The 15,526-nt window shown below is 65.3% G+C and carries 16 protein-coding genes and 2 pseudogenes; 9 read left to right on the forward strand and 9 right to left on the reverse strand.

Going from position 1 to position 15,526, the window contains the following annotated elements; all coding sequences use genetic code 11:
- Positions 1-34: 34 nt before the first annotated feature.
- Complete coding sequence (locus ACTJLC_RS23015) at positions 35-490, forward strand: transposase (protein ID WP_073429878.1); 456 nt, start codon at positions 35-37, stop codon at positions 488-490.
- Between the two features lie 166 nt (positions 491-656).
- Here ACTJLC_RS23015 and ACTJLC_RS23020 read toward each other — a convergent pair whose 3' ends face one another.
- Positions 657-1,142 carry a DUF2147 domain-containing protein gene (locus tag ACTJLC_RS23020; RefSeq protein ID WP_440845207.1) on the reverse strand — a complete coding sequence of 162 codons (486 nt, stop codon included), beginning with the start codon at positions 1,140-1,142 and terminating at the stop codon, positions 657-659.
- Positions 1,143-1,400: 258 nt separating this feature from the next.
- A pseudogene (locus tag ACTJLC_RS23025) lies at positions 1,401-2,016 on the reverse strand (ShlB/FhaC/HecB family hemolysin secretion/activation protein); the annotation flags it as partial.
- An 11-nt stretch (positions 2,017-2,027) separates the two neighbouring features.
- Between ACTJLC_RS23025 and ACTJLC_RS23030 the strand changes: the two are divergent.
- Both ACTJLC_RS23030 and ACTJLC_RS23035 read left to right on the forward strand, forming a co-directional pair.
- Positions 2,028-2,248 (forward strand): annotated as a pseudogene (locus tag ACTJLC_RS23030) (sigma 54-interacting transcriptional regulator); the annotation flags it as partial.
- Positions 2,249-2,295: 47 nt separating this feature from the next.
- Complete coding sequence (locus ACTJLC_RS23035) at positions 2,296-3,009, forward strand: DUF2968 domain-containing protein (RefSeq protein WP_073429880.1); 714 nt, start codon at positions 2,296-2,298, stop codon at positions 3,007-3,009.
- 330 nt (positions 3,010-3,339) lie between these two features.
- Here the strand turns inward: ACTJLC_RS23035 and ACTJLC_RS23040 are convergent, their stop codons facing one another.
- Positions 3,340-3,540: a hypothetical protein gene (locus ACTJLC_RS23040; protein WP_073429881.1), complete on the reverse strand. Its 201-nt coding sequence runs from the start codon at positions 3,538-3,540 to the stop codon at positions 3,340-3,342.
- Between the two features lie 210 nt (positions 3,541-3,750).
- On the opposite strand from ACTJLC_RS23040, the gene ACTJLC_RS23045 reads away from it, so the two are divergent.
- Entirely contained in the window at positions 3,751-3,978 is a 228-nt protein-coding gene (locus ACTJLC_RS23045) for a hypothetical protein (RefSeq protein ID WP_073429882.1), read from the forward strand.
- A gap of 20 nt (positions 3,979-3,998) precedes the next feature.
- Here ACTJLC_RS23045 and hfq read toward each other — a convergent pair whose 3' ends face one another.
- Entirely contained in the window at positions 3,999-4,511 is a 513-nt protein-coding gene (gene hfq, locus ACTJLC_RS23050) for an RNA chaperone Hfq (RefSeq protein WP_083083909.1), read from the reverse strand.
- A 399-nt stretch (positions 4,512-4,910) separates the two neighbouring features.
- On the opposite strand from hfq, the gene ACTJLC_RS23055 reads away from it, so the two are divergent.
- Genes ACTJLC_RS23055 through ACTJLC_RS23075 form a run of 5 tightly spaced genes read left to right on the forward strand, consistent with a single transcriptional unit; the run spans position 4,911 to position 8,586 of the window.
- Positions 4,911-5,048 (forward strand): hypothetical protein, encoded by a 138-nt coding sequence (locus ACTJLC_RS23055; protein ID WP_167363286.1) that lies wholly within the window; start codon positions 4,911-4,913, stop codon positions 5,046-5,048.
- A 15-nt stretch (positions 5,049-5,063) separates the two neighbouring features.
- Positions 5,064-5,606 (forward strand): RNA polymerase sigma factor, encoded by a 543-nt coding sequence (locus ACTJLC_RS23060; RefSeq protein WP_073429884.1) that lies wholly within the window; start codon positions 5,064-5,066, stop codon positions 5,604-5,606.
- Positions 5,606-6,448, forward strand: coding sequence for an anti-sigma factor family protein (locus ACTJLC_RS23065; protein WP_073429885.1), 843 nt, complete (start codon positions 5,606-5,608; stop codon positions 6,446-6,448). The genes ACTJLC_RS23060 and ACTJLC_RS23065 overlap by 1 nt, the downstream gene beginning before the upstream one ends.
- 43 nt (positions 6,449-6,491) lie before the next feature.
- Positions 6,492-8,069, forward strand: coding sequence for an FAD-binding protein (locus tag ACTJLC_RS23070; RefSeq protein ID WP_440845211.1), 1,578 nt, complete (start codon positions 6,492-6,494; stop codon positions 8,067-8,069).
- 52 nt (positions 8,070-8,121) lie between these two features.
- Positions 8,122-8,586, forward strand: a complete 465-nt coding sequence (locus ACTJLC_RS23075) for a hypothetical protein (protein ID WP_073429887.1) — start codon at positions 8,122-8,124, stop codon at positions 8,584-8,586.
- On the opposite strand, the gene ACTJLC_RS23080 is transcribed toward ACTJLC_RS23075, so the two are convergent.
- From ACTJLC_RS23080 to ACTJLC_RS23100, 5 genes are all read right to left on the reverse strand, one after another.
- Entirely contained in the window at positions 8,583-9,521 is a 939-nt protein-coding gene (locus ACTJLC_RS23080; RefSeq protein WP_073429888.1) for a DUF1571 domain-containing protein, read from the reverse strand. The genes ACTJLC_RS23075 and ACTJLC_RS23080 overlap by 4 nt on opposite strands.
- Positions 9,522-9,626: 105 nt before the next feature.
- Positions 9,627-11,456: an AMP-binding protein gene (locus ACTJLC_RS23085; RefSeq protein ID WP_073429889.1), complete on the reverse strand. Its 1,830-nt coding sequence runs from the start codon at positions 11,454-11,456 to the stop codon at positions 9,627-9,629.
- A gap of 149 nt (positions 11,457-11,605) precedes the next feature.
- Positions 11,606-12,907, reverse strand: coding sequence for an acetyl-CoA C-acetyltransferase (locus ACTJLC_RS23090; protein ID WP_310134598.1), 1,302 nt, complete (start codon positions 12,905-12,907; stop codon positions 11,606-11,608).
- 135 nt (positions 12,908-13,042) lie between these two features.
- Positions 13,043-13,963, reverse strand: a complete 921-nt coding sequence (locus ACTJLC_RS23095) for a MaoC/PaaZ C-terminal domain-containing protein (protein WP_310134600.1) — start codon at positions 13,961-13,963, stop codon at positions 13,043-13,045.
- Between the two features lie 2 nt (positions 13,964-13,965).
- A complete protein-coding gene (locus ACTJLC_RS23100; protein ID WP_310122759.1) occupies positions 13,966-15,387 on the reverse strand; it encodes a 3-oxoacyl-ACP reductase in 1,422 nt (473 codons plus the stop codon).
- Positions 15,388-15,526 lie beyond the last annotated feature (139 nt).

Genomic DNA, 15,526 nt, shown 5'->3' on the forward strand with positions numbered 1-15,526 from the left:
TATCTTTTGTCGTGATTCTGACAAAGGAGAAATCATGAATCCGTACCGTGACATCAATGACGAAGAATGGCAACGCGTCGCACCGTTGTTGCCCGAGCTGCGTCCGCGTTCCGAACTGCGCGGCCGGCCGCTTGCCAATACCCGTTCCGTGCTCAATGGCGTGCTGTGGGTGATGTACAGCGGCGCTACCTGGTCCGCCATGCCGCGCAAATACCCGTCCTACCAAACCTGCCATCGTCGCTTCAAGGCCTGGCACGAATCCGGCGTCCTCAAACGTGTAATGGAGCAACTGTTCGGCGCGGCAAGCGAAGAACTCTGCAATTTGATGGAAGCCCGCATGCGTACCCACGCGAGCGCGGAACAGAAGAGCGTTGAAGCACAAGAGGCTACGACCCAGATTGCGGCCCCCGCGGGGTACAGTCCGGCACCGTCCAAACCACAGCCGTCCTCGCCGTTCGCGTATGCGTCGCCCTTCAAGCACGCTGCATGACAACTACACCTAGCCGATTTCAGGCACAAAAAACGGCCGAACGATAATGATCGTCGGCCGTTTTCTTTTCTATCGGGGCTGCGGCACGTAGGCGGCTCCAACGTCCAACTGGCTGCCAATCTGTCTTAACAGGCGATCAGGCGTCGGCGCCTGGATTGTCCGTGGGCTATTGCTGACGTACCCAGGTCTGCGAGCGGCCCAGCAGCGAAACGCCGATATAGCCGCGCACCACCAACTTGTTCCCGCCATCTTCCAGGTGCATCTTGCACTTGTAGACCTTGCCGTTTTCCGGATCGAGAATCTGGCCGTGGTCCCAGCCGTCGCCGTCCTTTTTCATATCGTTGATGATCGTCATGCCGAGAATCGGCTGATCCTTGCGCGCGTCCGTGCATGCGGTGCACCGGCGACCCGGCTGGTCGTTCGGGCCTAGTTCCTTGATCACCTTGCCGTTGAGCGAACCGTCGCCGTCCCGAGCGATCTGCACGAGCGCTTTGGGCTGACCGGTGTGATCGTCGATGGTTTGCCAGGTGCCGACCGGGCTGTCGGTCTGCGCCATTGCCGTGACGGCGCCGGCGAGCAGTACGCCGGCGAGCGCTGCATGCCTGGCTGCGCGAAGCGCGATTGCACGGGTGCGTTGGGTGAACTGCGTCATTGTCTTCCTCCTTGATAAAAGACGGCGCGATCATGAGCACGCGGCGTGATTGGCATCTCGGGCGGACTTGAGTCACTCGCCGCCGTGATGCCTGATATGGCGCCTGGGTTCTTGCTTCAGGGGTATTGACTTGCCACTTGCAACTCTCGACTCGCGGCTTGCACGCCGCCGGCCGAAAGCGTTTGCGCAGAATACGTGAAAGCGCGTGCGTCGTTTGATAGTGGAACCTCTAATTAGCACGCCGCGCCGTGCGCATCGATTCAGCTGGTACGAGAAGGTCGCGTTGATGCGCGGGCTGCGCGATGCGCCTTCCAAGGACGCGTCGCCGATCGCTTTGGCCACTGCAAGATCGAGGCTGTAATACTTCGCGTCCGAGATCCTGAAACCGAGCGTAATCGACGCAAGCCTCGACGGCGAAGTGGTACCCGCATGTACACCCAACACGCGCCTTGTCGAACGAAACATAGGGCGTGAATGTGCACCGATACGTGAAGCTCGGCGTGAACGAACGGTTGCCTGCGAACATCGCTCCCAATCGGAATCGCCTGACGCTTCGCCCGGTTGACGGTCTTGCGCAAAACGCTGCGCGCCGAACGACATCTGTTCAAAGGTCGCGAGCGGGACCGCGCTGTATTGACCGGTGAGTGCGATGGCGGTGCCGATTTTCAGCGGCCACTCGTTGGTTAGCGAAAAGCTTGCACCTGTACGCACGAAGTTGATCGACGCCGGATTGATGACCCGGCAAGTCCGGAACGTTCCAGTCGTCGGATTTCGACGCCCTCGGAATATCGAGCGCCTTCGTCACATTGAAACTCGCACGGCGCACTTGACCCGTTCGCACGCTGATGTAGTCGGCCTGCAATTGCATCGCCCGCGCTCGGGCGCAGCAGCCAGCCGATGCCGGCCGAAAGCGCCGCGCAAGCGTGGGTGGACCGCGGCAAATGGGACATGGCGGAGCCCAACCGCGTGCCTGCGCCGCTCGACGCAACGGCTGACGCCGCCAGGATACAGCGCTCAATCTGGGCATCAGCCGCAAGATGTTGTGGGGAAAAATCCGCAAGTACCAAATTTTTGACGAAGAGCCCGAAACACGCGAAACTGAGTAATAATGAGACGGTTGTACTAAAACAAAAACTGTTTAAGCAGGATTTACATGGACCACAAGTCGAAACTACGACAGATTGCCTTGGCCGCACTGGTCATGATGGGGGCCGTGCAAGGCGTCGCCGCGCAGGCGATGACGGATAGCGGCGCGAGCGCTGGCGTCGTTTCCCAGCCGGGCGCCGCGCAGGGTGACCAGCCCGCTCAGTCTGGACAAGCGCAGACCACCGCGCTGACGCCGGACGAAGCGAAGCAATCCGCCGCGGGGAACGTTGCGGAATTGCAGCAGATGATTCGCGGGTCGGACGTGAGCGAATTGCGCACGACATACAACGGCAGTTACGGCGCGAGCTTGCTGTTTTACGGCAAGGAGATGACGTACTACGTAGCCTTGTTCCAGCAGAAGAATTTCTGGCGCGTCATCAAGACGCAGGACGCGACGCGCGCCGACATGATCTACAAGGATTTCGTGCGTCAGACGCTGCAACTGTCGGACGTCGAGATTCGCCGCACGCAACTCGAGGCGCAGAAGGCGTTCACGGACCGGATGATCGCATTGTCGCAAGACCGCGCGAATCGCCTGCAAGCTGACCTCGACGTGGCGCACCGGCAGCAGACCATCGTCGCGAGCCAGCAGCAGCAGACCCGCGCCGAAGCAACGGCGCTCGCGCAGCAAAAGGCCGCCGCGCAGGAGCAACTGCGCGCCGCGCAACGCCAGGTGCGCGATCTGCAACGTCAATTGGAAAGCGGCTTACCCTCGCACTGAGCGCGATGGTTTGAAGGCTGCCAGAGGTAAGGCGGCGGCATCGATCGCCGCCGCTCGAGTCACCGCGGGGCACCTCGCGCGAGCTGTTTCTAGCCGCGCTCGAATCGCGGGTCCACAAGCGGCGACCGCCGCTGTTTTCCGCGGCACACATCCCACAACGAATCGGCGCGGCAGGTTTGCCGGATGAACGATAGCGCGTGAGCGTGAGCCGCTGGTTTTCCGCTGCGGCTCGGAATAATTCCCCTCAAATTACGGCGGACTGTCTTCCGGGTTCGTGCTCGTCTCGCCAGCGCACACACGCTGTGCGCGAGAGGCGCCGACTCGCCGACTCTAATGCCGCTTCTTGCCCGCCGACGACACCTCTTTCACCGACACGTGATGCGGATCCGTCATATCGACGGCGATCGGATCGCTGGCGGGAAAGCTTTCCTCGAGTGCTTCGTCGAGCCGGCTCTCGGCGGACTGAACCGACTTGGCGGACGGCCGCGCTTTCATGGGATTGCGGGGTACGGGCTGTTTCTGCCTGGTCATGACATGCTCCGTTGGACGCGAGTCAACGATTTCAGCATAACGCAAAGCGAGTCGCGGCGAGTTAAAAGCATGCTGCATTGACTCGTTCTCCGAGTGTCGCAGAAAAGCAGAGCGGGAACACCTACACATCCGCCGCATGCCATGAACCCGGGGTTGTCCAGTCGGGAAGGGAGCAGGAAAGGACCAGCGAACGACAAGGCAGCGAACAGCATGAATCGAAAAGACCCCGCACGCACACGGCGCTTTAACGCGTCACACGTCGTGGAAGCTGAGTTGGAACACCTGGAGTGGGCAACGAGACAACCGGCGCTGCGCATGCTGAGCGCCGGTTACTGGCGGCGCCGCGTGCTGGCGGTTAAAAGCGGATTTGAGTTGACGGAACGACAGGTGATGCGTCTGGAGAAGATCTTGCAGCGGCTCGGTCATCCGGCGGACTAGCGGGCCGCCGCGGCGGCCGTTTATTCGTTGGCGCCGTTACCGCCGTTTCCACCATTGCCGCCGTTACCACCATGATTGCCGCCGCCGTGATTACCGTCGCCGCCGGTGCCGAACAGACGCCGCCGGCGCGTGACGACCACGGGGCCGTCGGACGTGCTGTTGCCGCGCTCGGACGACGAACGCTCCGAAGACGGCGCGCCATACGACTCGCGCGGTTCACGCGGTTCGCGCGGCTCACGATGATCGCGTGGTTCGCGCGATCCATGCGGACCACGCGTGGTGTGTTCGCCGTGCGAAGGCCGCCCCGCGCGTGGCGCCGGACGCGTGCCGGTGTCGAGCTGGATCGTCGAGATCGCGCGCTTGTAGATGCCTTGCAGGCCGACAGGCGTGCGCAGCATCACCAGATACTGATCGAACGACTCGATGCACCCGGTCAGGCGAATGCCGTTGACCAGATAGATCTCGACGCGCTTTCGTTCTTTGCGCGCAGCGTTCATGAAGTCGTTTTGCGGATGCGATTCTGCGGAAGCCATGGACAATTCAGGTTAGAAAGACGGTTGTTCGCCGCGATTCTACCCTGTATGAGGGTGGAACGCGTCGGCGGGCGAACTGCGACCACTATAACGGCTTGTGCGCAGGGAAGCACCTGATAACTATTGACTGTAACGTTGAGTTACGAATCTGCCGACGAATCGCGCTTTCTTCCGCCATGCGCGGGCCGCCGGAATAGGTGTGGCGGAAAAAGATAGCCGGCGTGACGTTCGCGCGGAATAAATCACCACGTGCCAGCGTTAAGTCAGGCATGGCGGCGTTACATCGCACATAACGCATAACGCATTTCGCATCCCGCACGCAATCGGACGGATTGCAGCCGGCGGCCCACACTCCATTCACGCGCCCGCCTCGAGCCGGGCGCTCATCAGGAGACTCATATGAACGCATCCCGCATTTTTTCCACCCTCTTCGTGATGATGGCGCTCGCACTCGGCACGCTCGCGACGAGCGCGTGCACGACGGCGGACAACAGCGCGTCGAGCACCAGCGGCGGCAGCAGTAGCGGCGGCTACTGAGCGTTTGCGCGCCGGGTGAGCTTCGAAGCGGAAGTGGTTGCGTGGCTCCCGCAGTTGCGCCGCTATGCGCGCGCACTGACGGGCGACCGCGCGTGGGCCGACGACCTCGTGCAGGACACGGCGGAGCGCGCGCTCGCGCGCTGGTCGGCGTTCCGGCCCGACAGCAATCTGCGCGCCTGGCTTCTGACGATCCTGCGGCATCTGTATATCGATCAGTTGCGCGGCCGCCGCGAGATCGCCGTCGACGACGAAAGCGCGCCGTGGCGCAATCTCGAAGCGCCGCATGGCGAAGTCGACGGTCTGGTGCTGCGCGATCTGCAGCGCGCGCTGTATTGCCTGCCGGTCGAGCAGCGTGAAGTGCTGTTGCTGGTGTGCGTGGAGGAACTGTCTTATCAGGAAGCGTCGAAGGCGCTCGGCGTGCCGATCGGCACGGTGATGTCGCGTCTTTCGCGCGCGCGCGAGCACATGCGCGTGTTGCTGACGGTGGGGCCGGCCGACGGGGCGGCCGCGGGAACGGCGCGTAAGACCGCGCCGTTAAAAGTAGTGAGAAATCCGTGATGAATAACGACGACCACGATTCCAGCTTGCCCGGCGGGCTCGATCTGCGAGCGCTGTCGGCGTTTATCGACGGCGAATTGCCGGACGCGGAGCGTGCCGCGGTCGAGGCGCAACTGCGGGAGCACCCGCAGGCCGCCGCGCGCGTGGCCGCGTGGCGCGCGCAGAAAGCCGCGTTGCGGGCGCTGTGCGGCGCGCCGCGGCACAGCGAAGCCGACGCGCGCCATGAGCGCAACGAGGCCGACGAGCCGGCCTTCATCGTGGTGCGCCGGCCTGCGCCGTGGTGGCAGCGCGCCGGCATCGCGGCATGCTGGCTCGCGGCCGGCGCGGGGCTCGCGCTTGCCTTGGGGCCGCTCGCGCCGCGCCTGACCGGCGGCGCGTGGAGCGGCTTGGGCGGCCAGCCGCCGAGCTTCGCCGAGCGCGCCGATATCGCCTACGCGGTGTACACGCCGGAGCGGCGTCATCCGGTGGAAGTGGCCGCGAGCGAGGAAGAGCATCTGATTAGCTGGCTGTCCAAACGCCTGAACCGGCCGCTCTCGGTGCCGTCGTTGCAGGAGTACGGCTATTCGCTGGTGGGCGGGCGTCTGTTGCCCGGCGAAGCGGGACCGGCCGCGCAATTCATGTACGAGAATCAGAGCGGCGCGCGGCTCACGCTGTACGTGACCGGCAGCGCGCGCGACGAAACCGCGTTCCGCCTGTTGCGCGACGGCAACCGGCGCACCTTCTACTGGGTCAGCGACGGCATGGGCTACGCGTTGTCCGGGCCGATCGCGGAAGGCAAGCTGCGCTCGATCGCCGTCGAGGTATGCAGCGCGCTCGGCGGCAAGCCGGAGGCGTGGCAGTGAGGCGCACGCCAATGCATCGTCGACATCTCACGAGGGACACACCTTGACCCGCAGCCTGCCGCCGAACGTCTCCGCCGCTCAGTTCGACCGCGCGCTCGCCGGCTGGCGCGCGATCGTCGGCGAAGCGCAGGTGGTGAGCTCCGCGGCCGGACCTGCCGCGTATCTCGATCCGTTCGCGCCGGGCGAGCCCGCCGCGTTTTCGGCGAGCGCCGCGGTGTTGCCCGCCTCCGTCGACGAGATTCGCGCGGTGCTACGGATCGCAAACGAATTCCGCATTCCGTTGTGGACGGTCTCGACCGGACGCAACTTCGCCTATGGCGGCGCCGCGCCACGGCTGCCGGGTTCGGTGGTGCTCGATTTGCAGCGGATGAACCGCATCATCGAGGTGAACGAGACGCTGGCCTACGCGCTGGTGGAGCCGGGCGTCAGCTACTTCGAGCTGCACGCGCATCTGCGCGAGAAGGGCTACCGGCTGTGGGTCGATCCGCCGGCGGCGGGTTGGGGCAGCGTGGTCGGCAATACGCTCGAGCGCGGCTTCGGCTACACCGCTTACGGCGATCATGCGGCGACGCAATGCGGCATGGAAGTGGTGCTCGCCAACGGCGACGTGTTGCGCACCGGCATGGGCGGGATCGACATCGGCACGGCATGGCAGTTGTATCAGCCGGGCTATGGGCCGTCGTTCGACGCGATGTTCATGCAGTCGAACTACGGCATCGTCACCAAGCTGGGCGTCTGGCTGATGCCCGCGCCGCCCGCGTATCTGCTCGGCGAGATCCAGTTTCGCCACGAAGCGGATCTCGAAGCGATCGTGGACATCCTGCGGCCCTTGCGGCTCGATGACACGATCCGCAATCACGCGGTGATCGAGGGCGGTGTGCGCCGTGCCGCCGGATTGTCGGCGCGCGCGCACTGGTACGAGGGCAAGGGCGCGATGCCCGAGAGCGCGGTGACGGCGATGCTGGAGAAGCTGAACGTCGGCCGCTGGAACCTGCATTTCGCGCTGTACGGCACGCCCGAACTGATCGACGCGCGCTATGCGATCGTGCAGCGCGCGTTCGCTCGCGTGCCGCAGGCAAGGCTCTTCGCCGCGCGTTACGCGGGCGACGCCGAGCCCACCGCGGGCGGCGATCGCAACCTCGCCGGCATTCCGGCGATGAGCGCGTTTCGCATGCTCGACTGGCGCGGCGGCGCGGGCGCGCATGTGGACTTCGCGCCGATCTGTCCGGCGACCGGCCGCGACGCGCTGCGCCAATACACGATGGTCAAGGCGCGCGCCGCGGAATACGGCTTCGATTACTACGGCGGCTTCACGGCGGGCGTGCGTCATCTGCATCATATTTTCGCGGCGATCTTCGACCGCGACGACGCCAACCAGGTCGAGCAGGCCGGCTTGCTGCTGGGCTCGCTGATGAGCGACGCGCGCGCGGCCGGCTACGGCGAATATCGCGCGCATCTCGCGTACATGGATCTGGCCGCGGCGCAGTACAGTTTCAACGACGGCGCGTTGCTGCGGCTCTCGGAAACGATCAAGGACGCGCTCGACCCGAACGGCATTCTCGCGCCCGGCAAGCAGGGCATCTGGCCGGCGGCGTGGCGCGACCGGCGCGGTTATACGTGAGGCGCGCGTGGCACAACGTACGCGCGGCATGAAACGGCAAGCGGATCGAACAATGGACCGACGCACGTTCGTATTGACAGGCGCATGGCTGTCCACCACGGCGGGCGGCGCATGGCCGTGGCTCGCGCAGGCGGCCGCGCGCGGCAACACGCTGGCGGTGGTCGATTCGACGCTGGCGTGCGGCCCCGCGTTCGCCGCATACGTCGCGCGCATGAAGCTGCCCGCGTTCGACACCGGCGACGACATCGGCGCGCTCTGGTACACGACGCTGGCGCCGCTTCTCAGCCGCACGCTCGCGCCGGCGCCCGCATCGCTGATCGGCCTCACGCGCGCGTCGGATTACTTCGTGCTCAAGGAACTCGCCGTGCGCGCGGGCCAGATGGTGGCGCACAGCCATGAACAGAGCGCGGGGCGTGAGGTGGACCACCGGGTAGACCATCGGGCCGGCCATCAGGCAGGCCGCGGCGCGCAAGCACCCCACGTCGCATTCGTGCTGGCCCCGCGCGCGATCCGCTAGAACTTGTACGCCTTGTTCTTCGGATCGAAGGTCGAGTCGTCGAAGGTCTTCGGCGTGATGGTTTCGAAAACGATTCGTTCGAAGATCTTGCCGTCGTTGTCGTAAGACTCGACGCTGCGGAAATACGGATGCCGCAGATCGAGCCCGAGCGTCTCTTTCTTCGCGTAGAAGCGCGGCTGGCCGATCGGCGTTTCGAACGTGAAGGCCACCACGCGCACGCCTTCGATCGTTTTGACTTCCACCTGAACCGAGCGCGGCAAGCCGGCCTCGATGTATTTCTTGCCCTCGGCAAGGTACTGCCTGGCGATGTACTCGGTGCCGAGATCGCGCACGTGGTGATTCGATTGCGAACGGGCGAGGGCGCCGTTCAGCGAGGTCCACAGCGGCATGACGTTCAGCATGCCGCCGAGGTGCCCATACATTTCGTCGGCGCGTTTGGACTCGTCGTAGATGATCTCCTGGCCCGCGTGCGCGCCGTCGGGCAGCCACTTCGCGTAGATTCGCAGCGGGTCGCGCGCGAGGCGCACAAGCATGTGATCGGGCTTATCGGGCCATTGACCGCGAATGCGTTCCGAGCGCGACATCGTGAACTCGTAGGACGCATAGCCGTTCGGCCCCGCCTTGATGTAGCGCGGCAACGCGAGCGGATCGAGCGACTGGAACAGCGCGACCAGTTGCGCGTCGTCAAGCGCTGCGAGCGCGCCGCTTTGTTGCGCGTCGCGCAGCCATTTGACCTGCTGATCCAGCGTGAGCTTGCCGACCTGCGAAGCCGGCGTGGCCGGCGCCTTGACGGCGCTCGCGGTTTCCAGCGGGGGCGGCGTGTCGTCGTTTTGCGCGAGGGCCGGCGGCATGGCCAACGCCGCGAGGCAGGCCCCCAGCGCGCCGAGCAAACATTGCCGCGACAAGCCGGCAAGCAACGGCCGCCATGAACGCATGTTGCTCAATCGGCGCAAGCTCACGGACATACTCTGCTTCACGAGTCTCTCTCCACGAATAGAGCGCCAATATGCATGAAGCTCGTGCAAGCAGCGCCTTACCTGTCAGGCAGGTTTTTGCTTCGCGAGTTCCTCGTCTCGCAGCGCGCGGCGCAGAATCTTGCCGACGTTGGTTTGCGGCAACTCATCGCGGAACTCCACCTGCTTCGGTATCTTGTAGCCCGTCAGATTCTTGCGGCAATGGGCGATCACCTGTTCCTCGGTCAACGACGGGTTGCGTTTGACGATGAACACCTTCACCCGCTCGCCTTGCGCCGCGTCGGGCACGCCGATCGCCGCGACTTCGCGCACGTCGGGATGCGCCGCGATCACGTCTTCGATTTCGTTCGGATAGACGTTGAAGCCCGACACCAGGATCATGTCTTTCTTCCGGTCGATCAGACGAATGTAGCCGCGCGAATCCATCACGCCGATGTCGCCGGTGGCGAGCCAGCCGTCGCTGTCGATCGTCCTCGCGGTTTCTTCCGGGCCGTTCCAGTAGCCTTTCATCACCTGCGGACCCTTCACGCACAATTCGCCCGCTTCGCCGATATTCGCCCACGTGCCGTCGTCCTTCCTGAAGCGCACCTGGGTGGAGGGCGCGGGCAAGCCGATCGAGCCTTCGAAGTCGCGCAGATGGGCGAGGTCGACGGGGTTCATCGAGACGATCGGCGAGCATTCGGTGAGCCCGTAGCCTTCGATGATCGGTTTGCCCGTCACCGCCTTGAAGCGCTCGGCCACCGACTTTTGCGTCGCCATGCCGCCCGCCATCGCGAGCTTCAGGTTGGAGAAATCGCGCTGGCGAAACTCCTCGTTTTCGAGGAACGCGTTGTAGAGCGTGTTCACCGCCGTCATGCCGGTGAACTTCTCGTGGCGGATGATCATCATCACGCGCTTCATGTCGCGCGGATTGGCGATCAGGATGTTGCGCCCGCCGAGTCCCATGAAAATCAGCGCGTTCACGGTGAGCGAATAGATGTGATAGAGCGGCAGCGGCGTGAGCACCGTTTCCGCGTCGCCGCTCAATTGCCCCTCGGCCCACGCCTTCGCCTGCAGCAGATTGGCGACGATGTTCCTGTGCGTGAGCATCGCGCCCTTGGCGACGCCGGTCGTGCCGCCGGTGTATTGCAGGAAGGCGATGTCGTCATGCGTGGGGCGCACGGGCGTCAAGGGCCGCGAGTAGCCGATCGCGAGCGCTTCGAGCAGCGGCACCGCTTTCGGCAGGTTATACGCGGGCACCATCTTTTTCACGTGACGCAGCATGAAATTGAGCAGACGTCCCTTCAGATTCAGCCCGTCGGCGAGCAGATCGCCGAGACCCGTCACGATGACGTTCCGCACCTTCGTGCCCGGCAGCGCTTCCTCGACCACCTTCGCGAAGTTCTCGAACACGACGATGGTTTGCGCGCCGCTGTCCTTCAGTTGATGCGCGAGCTCGCGCACCGTGTAGAGCGGATTCACGTTCACCACCACCGCGCCGGCTTTCAACACGCCGAACAGCGACACCGGATACTGGAACGTATTCGGCAGCATGATCGCGACGCGCTCGCCCGGCTTCACGCCGATACTTTGCAGATACGCGGCGAACGCGGTCGCCTTGCGGCCGAGTTCGCCGTAGGTCAGGCTCGCGCCCACGCTCACATACGCCACGCGCTCGCGGAACTTCGCGATGCATTCGTCGAAGAACTGCACGAGCGATTCGTATTGCGTGACGTCGATTTCGTGCGGCACGTCGGCGGGGTAGGACGCGTACCAGATGCCGTCGGTGTTGGGCGCCTGGGCGGGCGCGTTGGCCGATGCCGGGTTCGGCGCCTGAGGGGGAACCTCGCTCGCCGCGTGGGCCGATGACGCGGACTCGGTCGGCGTCGAGGGCGGGGCTGGGTTGGGCTGGGTCATCGGTCGTCTCCTGAAGCGGTGGCTTCGTCTATTCGTGTGCTGGTCTCGCGGCCAGTCATTGAAGCAATCAAGGCAAATCTAGCGATAGCGTTTGAAGCGAAAACATGCGGTGAAACAAGTGCTAAAACAACGTTGAAACGGAGCGACGCTCAGCGTTCGAGAATCGCCACCACACCCTGGCCGCCCGCCGCGCAGATCGAGATCAGCCCGCGCGCTGCGCCGGCCGGCTTGTCGAGTTGCGCGAGCATTTTCGCCAGGCCGGCGACGATGCGCCCGCCCGTCGCGGCAAACGGATGACCCGTGGCGAGCGAACCGCCGTTCACGTTCAGTTTCGTCCGGTCGATCGCGCCGAGCGGACCCGGCAAACCGAGCTGCGTGCGGCAATATTCATCATCCTGCCACGCCGCGAGCGTGCACAACACCTGCGCCGCGAACGCTTCGTGGATTTCGTACATATCGAAGTCCTGCAACCGGAGCCCGGCGCGCGCCAGCATGCGCGGCACCGCGTAGGCGGGCGCCATCAGCAGCCCTTCCTGCTTGTCGAAATAGTCGACCGCGGCGGTTTCCGACCAGCTCAGATAGGCGAGCACCGGCAAGCCGTGTTGCGCGGCCCATTCATCGCTCGCGAGCAGCACGGCGGAGGCGCCGTCGGTGAGCGGCGTGGAATTGCCGGCGGTGAGCGTGCCGGCATCGCGGTCGAACGCCGGCTTCAGGCCGCTGAGTTTTTCGAGCGTCAGGTCCGGGCGCAGATTGTTGTCGCGCGCGAGGCCCCGGTACGGCGTCATCAGATCGTTGACGAAGCCGCGCGCATACGCGTCGCCGAGCTTGCGGTGGCTCTCGTAAGCGAGCACGTCCTGGGCTTCGCGCGAGATGTTCCAGCGTTTGGCCATCAGTTCGCAATGCTCGCCCATCGAAAGCCGGGTGCGCGGCTCGCCGTTGCGCGGCAGCAGCGGCTTGAAAAACATGCCGGGACGCAGCTTCGCCAGCGCGCCGATGCGCTGCCCGGCGCTCTTGCCGCGATTCGCTTCGAGCAGGATCTGGCGCATCCGTTCGTTGACGGCGATCGGCGCATCGGAGGTCGTGTCGACACCGCCCGCGATGCCCGCGTCGATCTGCCCGAGCGCGATCTTGTTGGCGACCAGAATCGCTGCTTCGAGTCCCGTGCCGCAGGCTTGCTGCACGTCGTAGGCGGGCGTTTCCTTCGCGAGCGTGGTGGATAGCACGGACTCGCGCGTCAGATTGAAGTCGCGCGAATGCTTGATGACCGCGCCCGCCGCGACTTCGCCCAGACGTTCGCCATGCAGGTCGTAGCGGTCGACCAGGCCTTGCAGCGTGAAGGTCAGCATGTCCTGATTCGACGCGCTCGCGTAAGCGGTGTTCGAGCGGGCGAACGGAATCCGGTTGGCCCCCACGATGGCGACGCGGCGCACGGCTGGCAGCGGGTTGGACATGCTCGGCTCCTTTGGGTCGTGCCCGGGCGGTTCAATGATGCGAACGGCGATCGGTTCAAGGCGTCCTGATTCAACAACGATTCGCGGCGGCGCGAATTCCATGCATGGATGAAATCCCGCGCACGCCTGCGTGCCTCATTGCAGCCGCCACTGCATGCGGCCGCGCAAATGCGGTTTGTCTCCGGCGATATCCCGCACCTCGATGTCGCGTTCGATCAGCGAGGGCGACGCGCTCCACAGCGACGCTTCGCCCGGCAGCAGCATCGGCACCTTGAATTCGGCGCTCAGCGTGGCCTCGGCGAGCGGCTTCGGCGGTTGCAATGCGGAGGCTGCGCGCGCGAGCGTCCACATGCCGTGTGCGATCGCGCGCGGAAAGCCGAACGCCTTCGCGGATAGCGCGGTGAGGTGAATCGGGTTGTAGTCGCCGGACACGCCCGCATAGTCGCGGCCGAGTTGCGGCGCGAGTTGCCAGCGCGCGATGCGCTCCAGCGCGGCGGGGCCGAGTTCGAGCGGATCGAGCGGATTGCCGGTCGCCGGCACGCCGCGTTTCAGATAGACGCTGTCGCCGTCCCACACCGCTTCGCCGCGGCGATACATGCGCGTATGCAGCACGAACGCCTGGCCCTTGTCGTGCCGCAGCAGCGCGCCGAATTCCACCTCGACGCGCAAGACGTCCTTGTACGCGAGCGGCCGGCGCAGCCGCACATGATTGGCCAGATGCACGAGGCCGAGCGCGGGCCAGGGAAACGCCGGGTCGGTCAGCATCAGCAGATGCAACGGAAACGCAAGCAGATGCGGATAGGTGAGCGGCACGCCGTGCTCGGGAATGAAGCCGCACACGCGCGCATAACGCCAGATCGGCCCGGGGTCGAGCGCGACGGCGGGGCGCACGAGGCGCAGCGCGGGCAGTTGCGTGGCCCGAGCGCGCTTGACGATGCCGGTCAACGCGCGCGCATAGAGCTTGGCCGGGACGGGCAACGGCTCGACGACCACGGTTTTCGGGCGCGCCGCGCTCACGGTAAGACCGCCCCCGAACGGATCACCCGGCTCACGCATGGTCACGCTCCAATCAGGCTTTGTCCGCACACGCGCACGACCTGGCCGGTGATGCCCGCCGAGCCCGGATGCGCGAGCCATGCGATGGTTTGCGCGACGTCGACCGGCTGGCCGCCCTGGCTCATCGCGTTCATGCGGCGGCCGGCTTCGCGCAGCGTGAACGGCATCCTGGCGGTCATCTGCGTTTCGATGAAGCCCGGCGCGACCGCGTTGATCGTGATGCCGCGCGCGCGAAGATGCGGCGCCATGCCTTGCACGCGGCCGATCACGCCGGCCTTCGAGGTCGCGTAATTGGTTTGCCCGAGATTGCCCGCGATGCCGCTGATCGACGACACGCCGATGATGCGCCCGCCGTCTCGCACGATGCCGGCGGCGAGCAGCGCGTCGTCGATCCGCTCCTGCGCGCACAGGTTGATGTCGATCACGCTTTGCCACACGGAGGCGGTCATCTTCGCGATGGTTTTGTCGCGGGTGATGCCGGCGTTGTGCACGACGATGTCCACGCCTTGTTCGTCGAGCGCCGCCGCGATTTGCGCGGGCGCTTCGGGCGCTGCGATGTCGAAGGCGAGGGCCGTGCCGTTCAACTGACGCATGGTCAGATCGAGCGCGTCGCGCGCGGCGGGAATGTCGATGCCGATCACATGCGCGCCCTCGGCGGCCAGCACGCTCGCAATCGACGCGCCGATGCCCCGCGCGGCGCCCGTCACGACCGCGCGCCGGCCCGCGAGCGGCGCTTTCCAGTCGAACGCGGGTGCGGCGGCTTGCGGGCCCGCGCCGGCAGCGCTGCCGATGCGCACGACCTGGCCCGACACATACGCGGAACGCGGCGACAGAAAGAATCGCAGCGAGGTTTCAACGCCGCTTTCCGCGCCTTGCTCGACATAGACGAGATTCGCGGTGATGCCGCGCCGCGCCTCCTTGCCGAGCGAACGCGTGAAACCTTCGAGCGCGCGCTGCGCGGTCCATTGGCGCGGGCTCGCGCAGCTTTCCGGCGGACGCCCCAACACGACGATGCGCCCGCACTTGCCGAGCGAGCGCAAGGTGTCGTGGAAGAATCCGTGCAGCGGTTCGAGCTGGCTGCTGTCGTCGATGCCGCTTGCATCGAACAGCAGTGCGGCGAGCCTGCCGGGCGAGCCGGAATCCGCCGGTTCGAAACGGCCCGTCATCAAGCCGTGGCGAGTCGCGAGCGGCACCCACAGCCCGGCGCTTTCATGCGCGACGCTCGTCACGCCGATGCTGGCCACCAGATTCGCCAGCGCATCGAGCAACTGCGGTTCACGTCCCGCGCCGATCGCCACCACGCCGCCGAACTCGGGCTCGTCCGCGCGATGGCGGCGCAGCACCTCGGGCTTCGGCAAGCCGAGTGAGCGCGCGAGGCGCGCGCCGAGCGGCGAGTTGACGAAGTTCAGATAAGAGTCGTTCATATCGGTCGTTGCTCCGCTGACAGCGCGCCGCGGGAAGTGCCCCTTGCGGGCGTCGGACGGTGTGTCAGTGTGCACTGAGTTGGACGCATCCGGGGTGCCTCGCCGGGATGTTTTTTGCAGGCGCTCGTCAAGACGCTCG

Source organism: Paraburkholderia sp. 22099 (assembly GCF_052045835.1).
Taxonomy (GTDB): domain Bacteria; phylum Pseudomonadota; class Gammaproteobacteria; order Burkholderiales; family Burkholderiaceae; genus Paraburkholderia; species Paraburkholderia terricola.

Excerpts from the sequence above, each read along its gene's own strand:
- ACTJLC_RS23065 (WP_073429885.1), top strand. The coding sequence starts at position 5,606 with ATGAATAACGACGACCACGATTCCAGCTTGCCCGGCGGGCTCGATCTG.
- ACTJLC_RS23015 (WP_073429878.1), top strand. The coding sequence starts at position 35 with ATGAATCCGTACCGTGACATCAATGACGAAGAATGGCAACGCGTCGCA.
- ACTJLC_RS23095 (WP_310134600.1), bottom strand. The coding sequence starts at position 13,963 with ATGCGTGAGCCGGGTGATCCGTTCGGGGGCGGTCTTACCGTGAGCGCG.
- ACTJLC_RS23090 (WP_310134598.1), bottom strand. The coding sequence starts at position 12,907 with ATGTCCAACCCGCTGCCAGCCGTGCGCCGCGTCGCCATCGTGGGGGCC.
- ACTJLC_RS23045 (WP_073429882.1), top strand. The coding sequence starts at position 3,751 with ATGAATCGAAAAGACCCCGCACGCACACGGCGCTTTAACGCGTCACAC.
- ACTJLC_RS23100 (WP_310122759.1), bottom strand. The coding sequence starts at position 15,387 with ATGAACGACTCTTATCTGAACTTCGTCAACTCGCCGCTCGGCGCGCGC.
- ACTJLC_RS23035 (WP_073429880.1), top strand. The coding sequence starts at position 2,296 with ATGGACCACAAGTCGAAACTACGACAGATTGCCTTGGCCGCACTGGTC.
- ACTJLC_RS23085 (WP_073429889.1), bottom strand. The coding sequence starts at position 11,456 with ATGACCCAGCCCAACCCAGCCCCGCCCTCGACGCCGACCGAGTCCGCG.
- ACTJLC_RS23080 (WP_073429888.1), bottom strand. The coding sequence starts at position 9,521 with ATGCGTTCATGGCGGCCGTTGCTTGCCGGCTTGTCGCGGCAATGTTTG.
- ACTJLC_RS23040 (WP_073429881.1), bottom strand. The coding sequence starts at position 3,540 with ATGACCAGGCAGAAACAGCCCGTACCCCGCAATCCCATGAAAGCGCGG.
- ACTJLC_RS23055 (WP_167363286.1), top strand. The coding sequence starts at position 4,911 with ATGAACGCATCCCGCATTTTTTCCACCCTCTTCGTGATGATGGCGCTC.
- ACTJLC_RS23020 (WP_440845207.1), bottom strand. The coding sequence starts at position 1,142 with ATGACGCAGTTCACCCAACGCACCCGTGCAATCGCGCTTCGCGCAGCC.
- ACTJLC_RS23075 (WP_073429887.1), top strand. The coding sequence starts at position 8,122 with ATGGACCGACGCACGTTCGTATTGACAGGCGCATGGCTGTCCACCACG.
- hfq (WP_083083909.1), bottom strand. The coding sequence starts at position 4,511 with ATGGCTTCCGCAGAATCGCATCCGCAAAACGACTTCATGAACGCTGCG.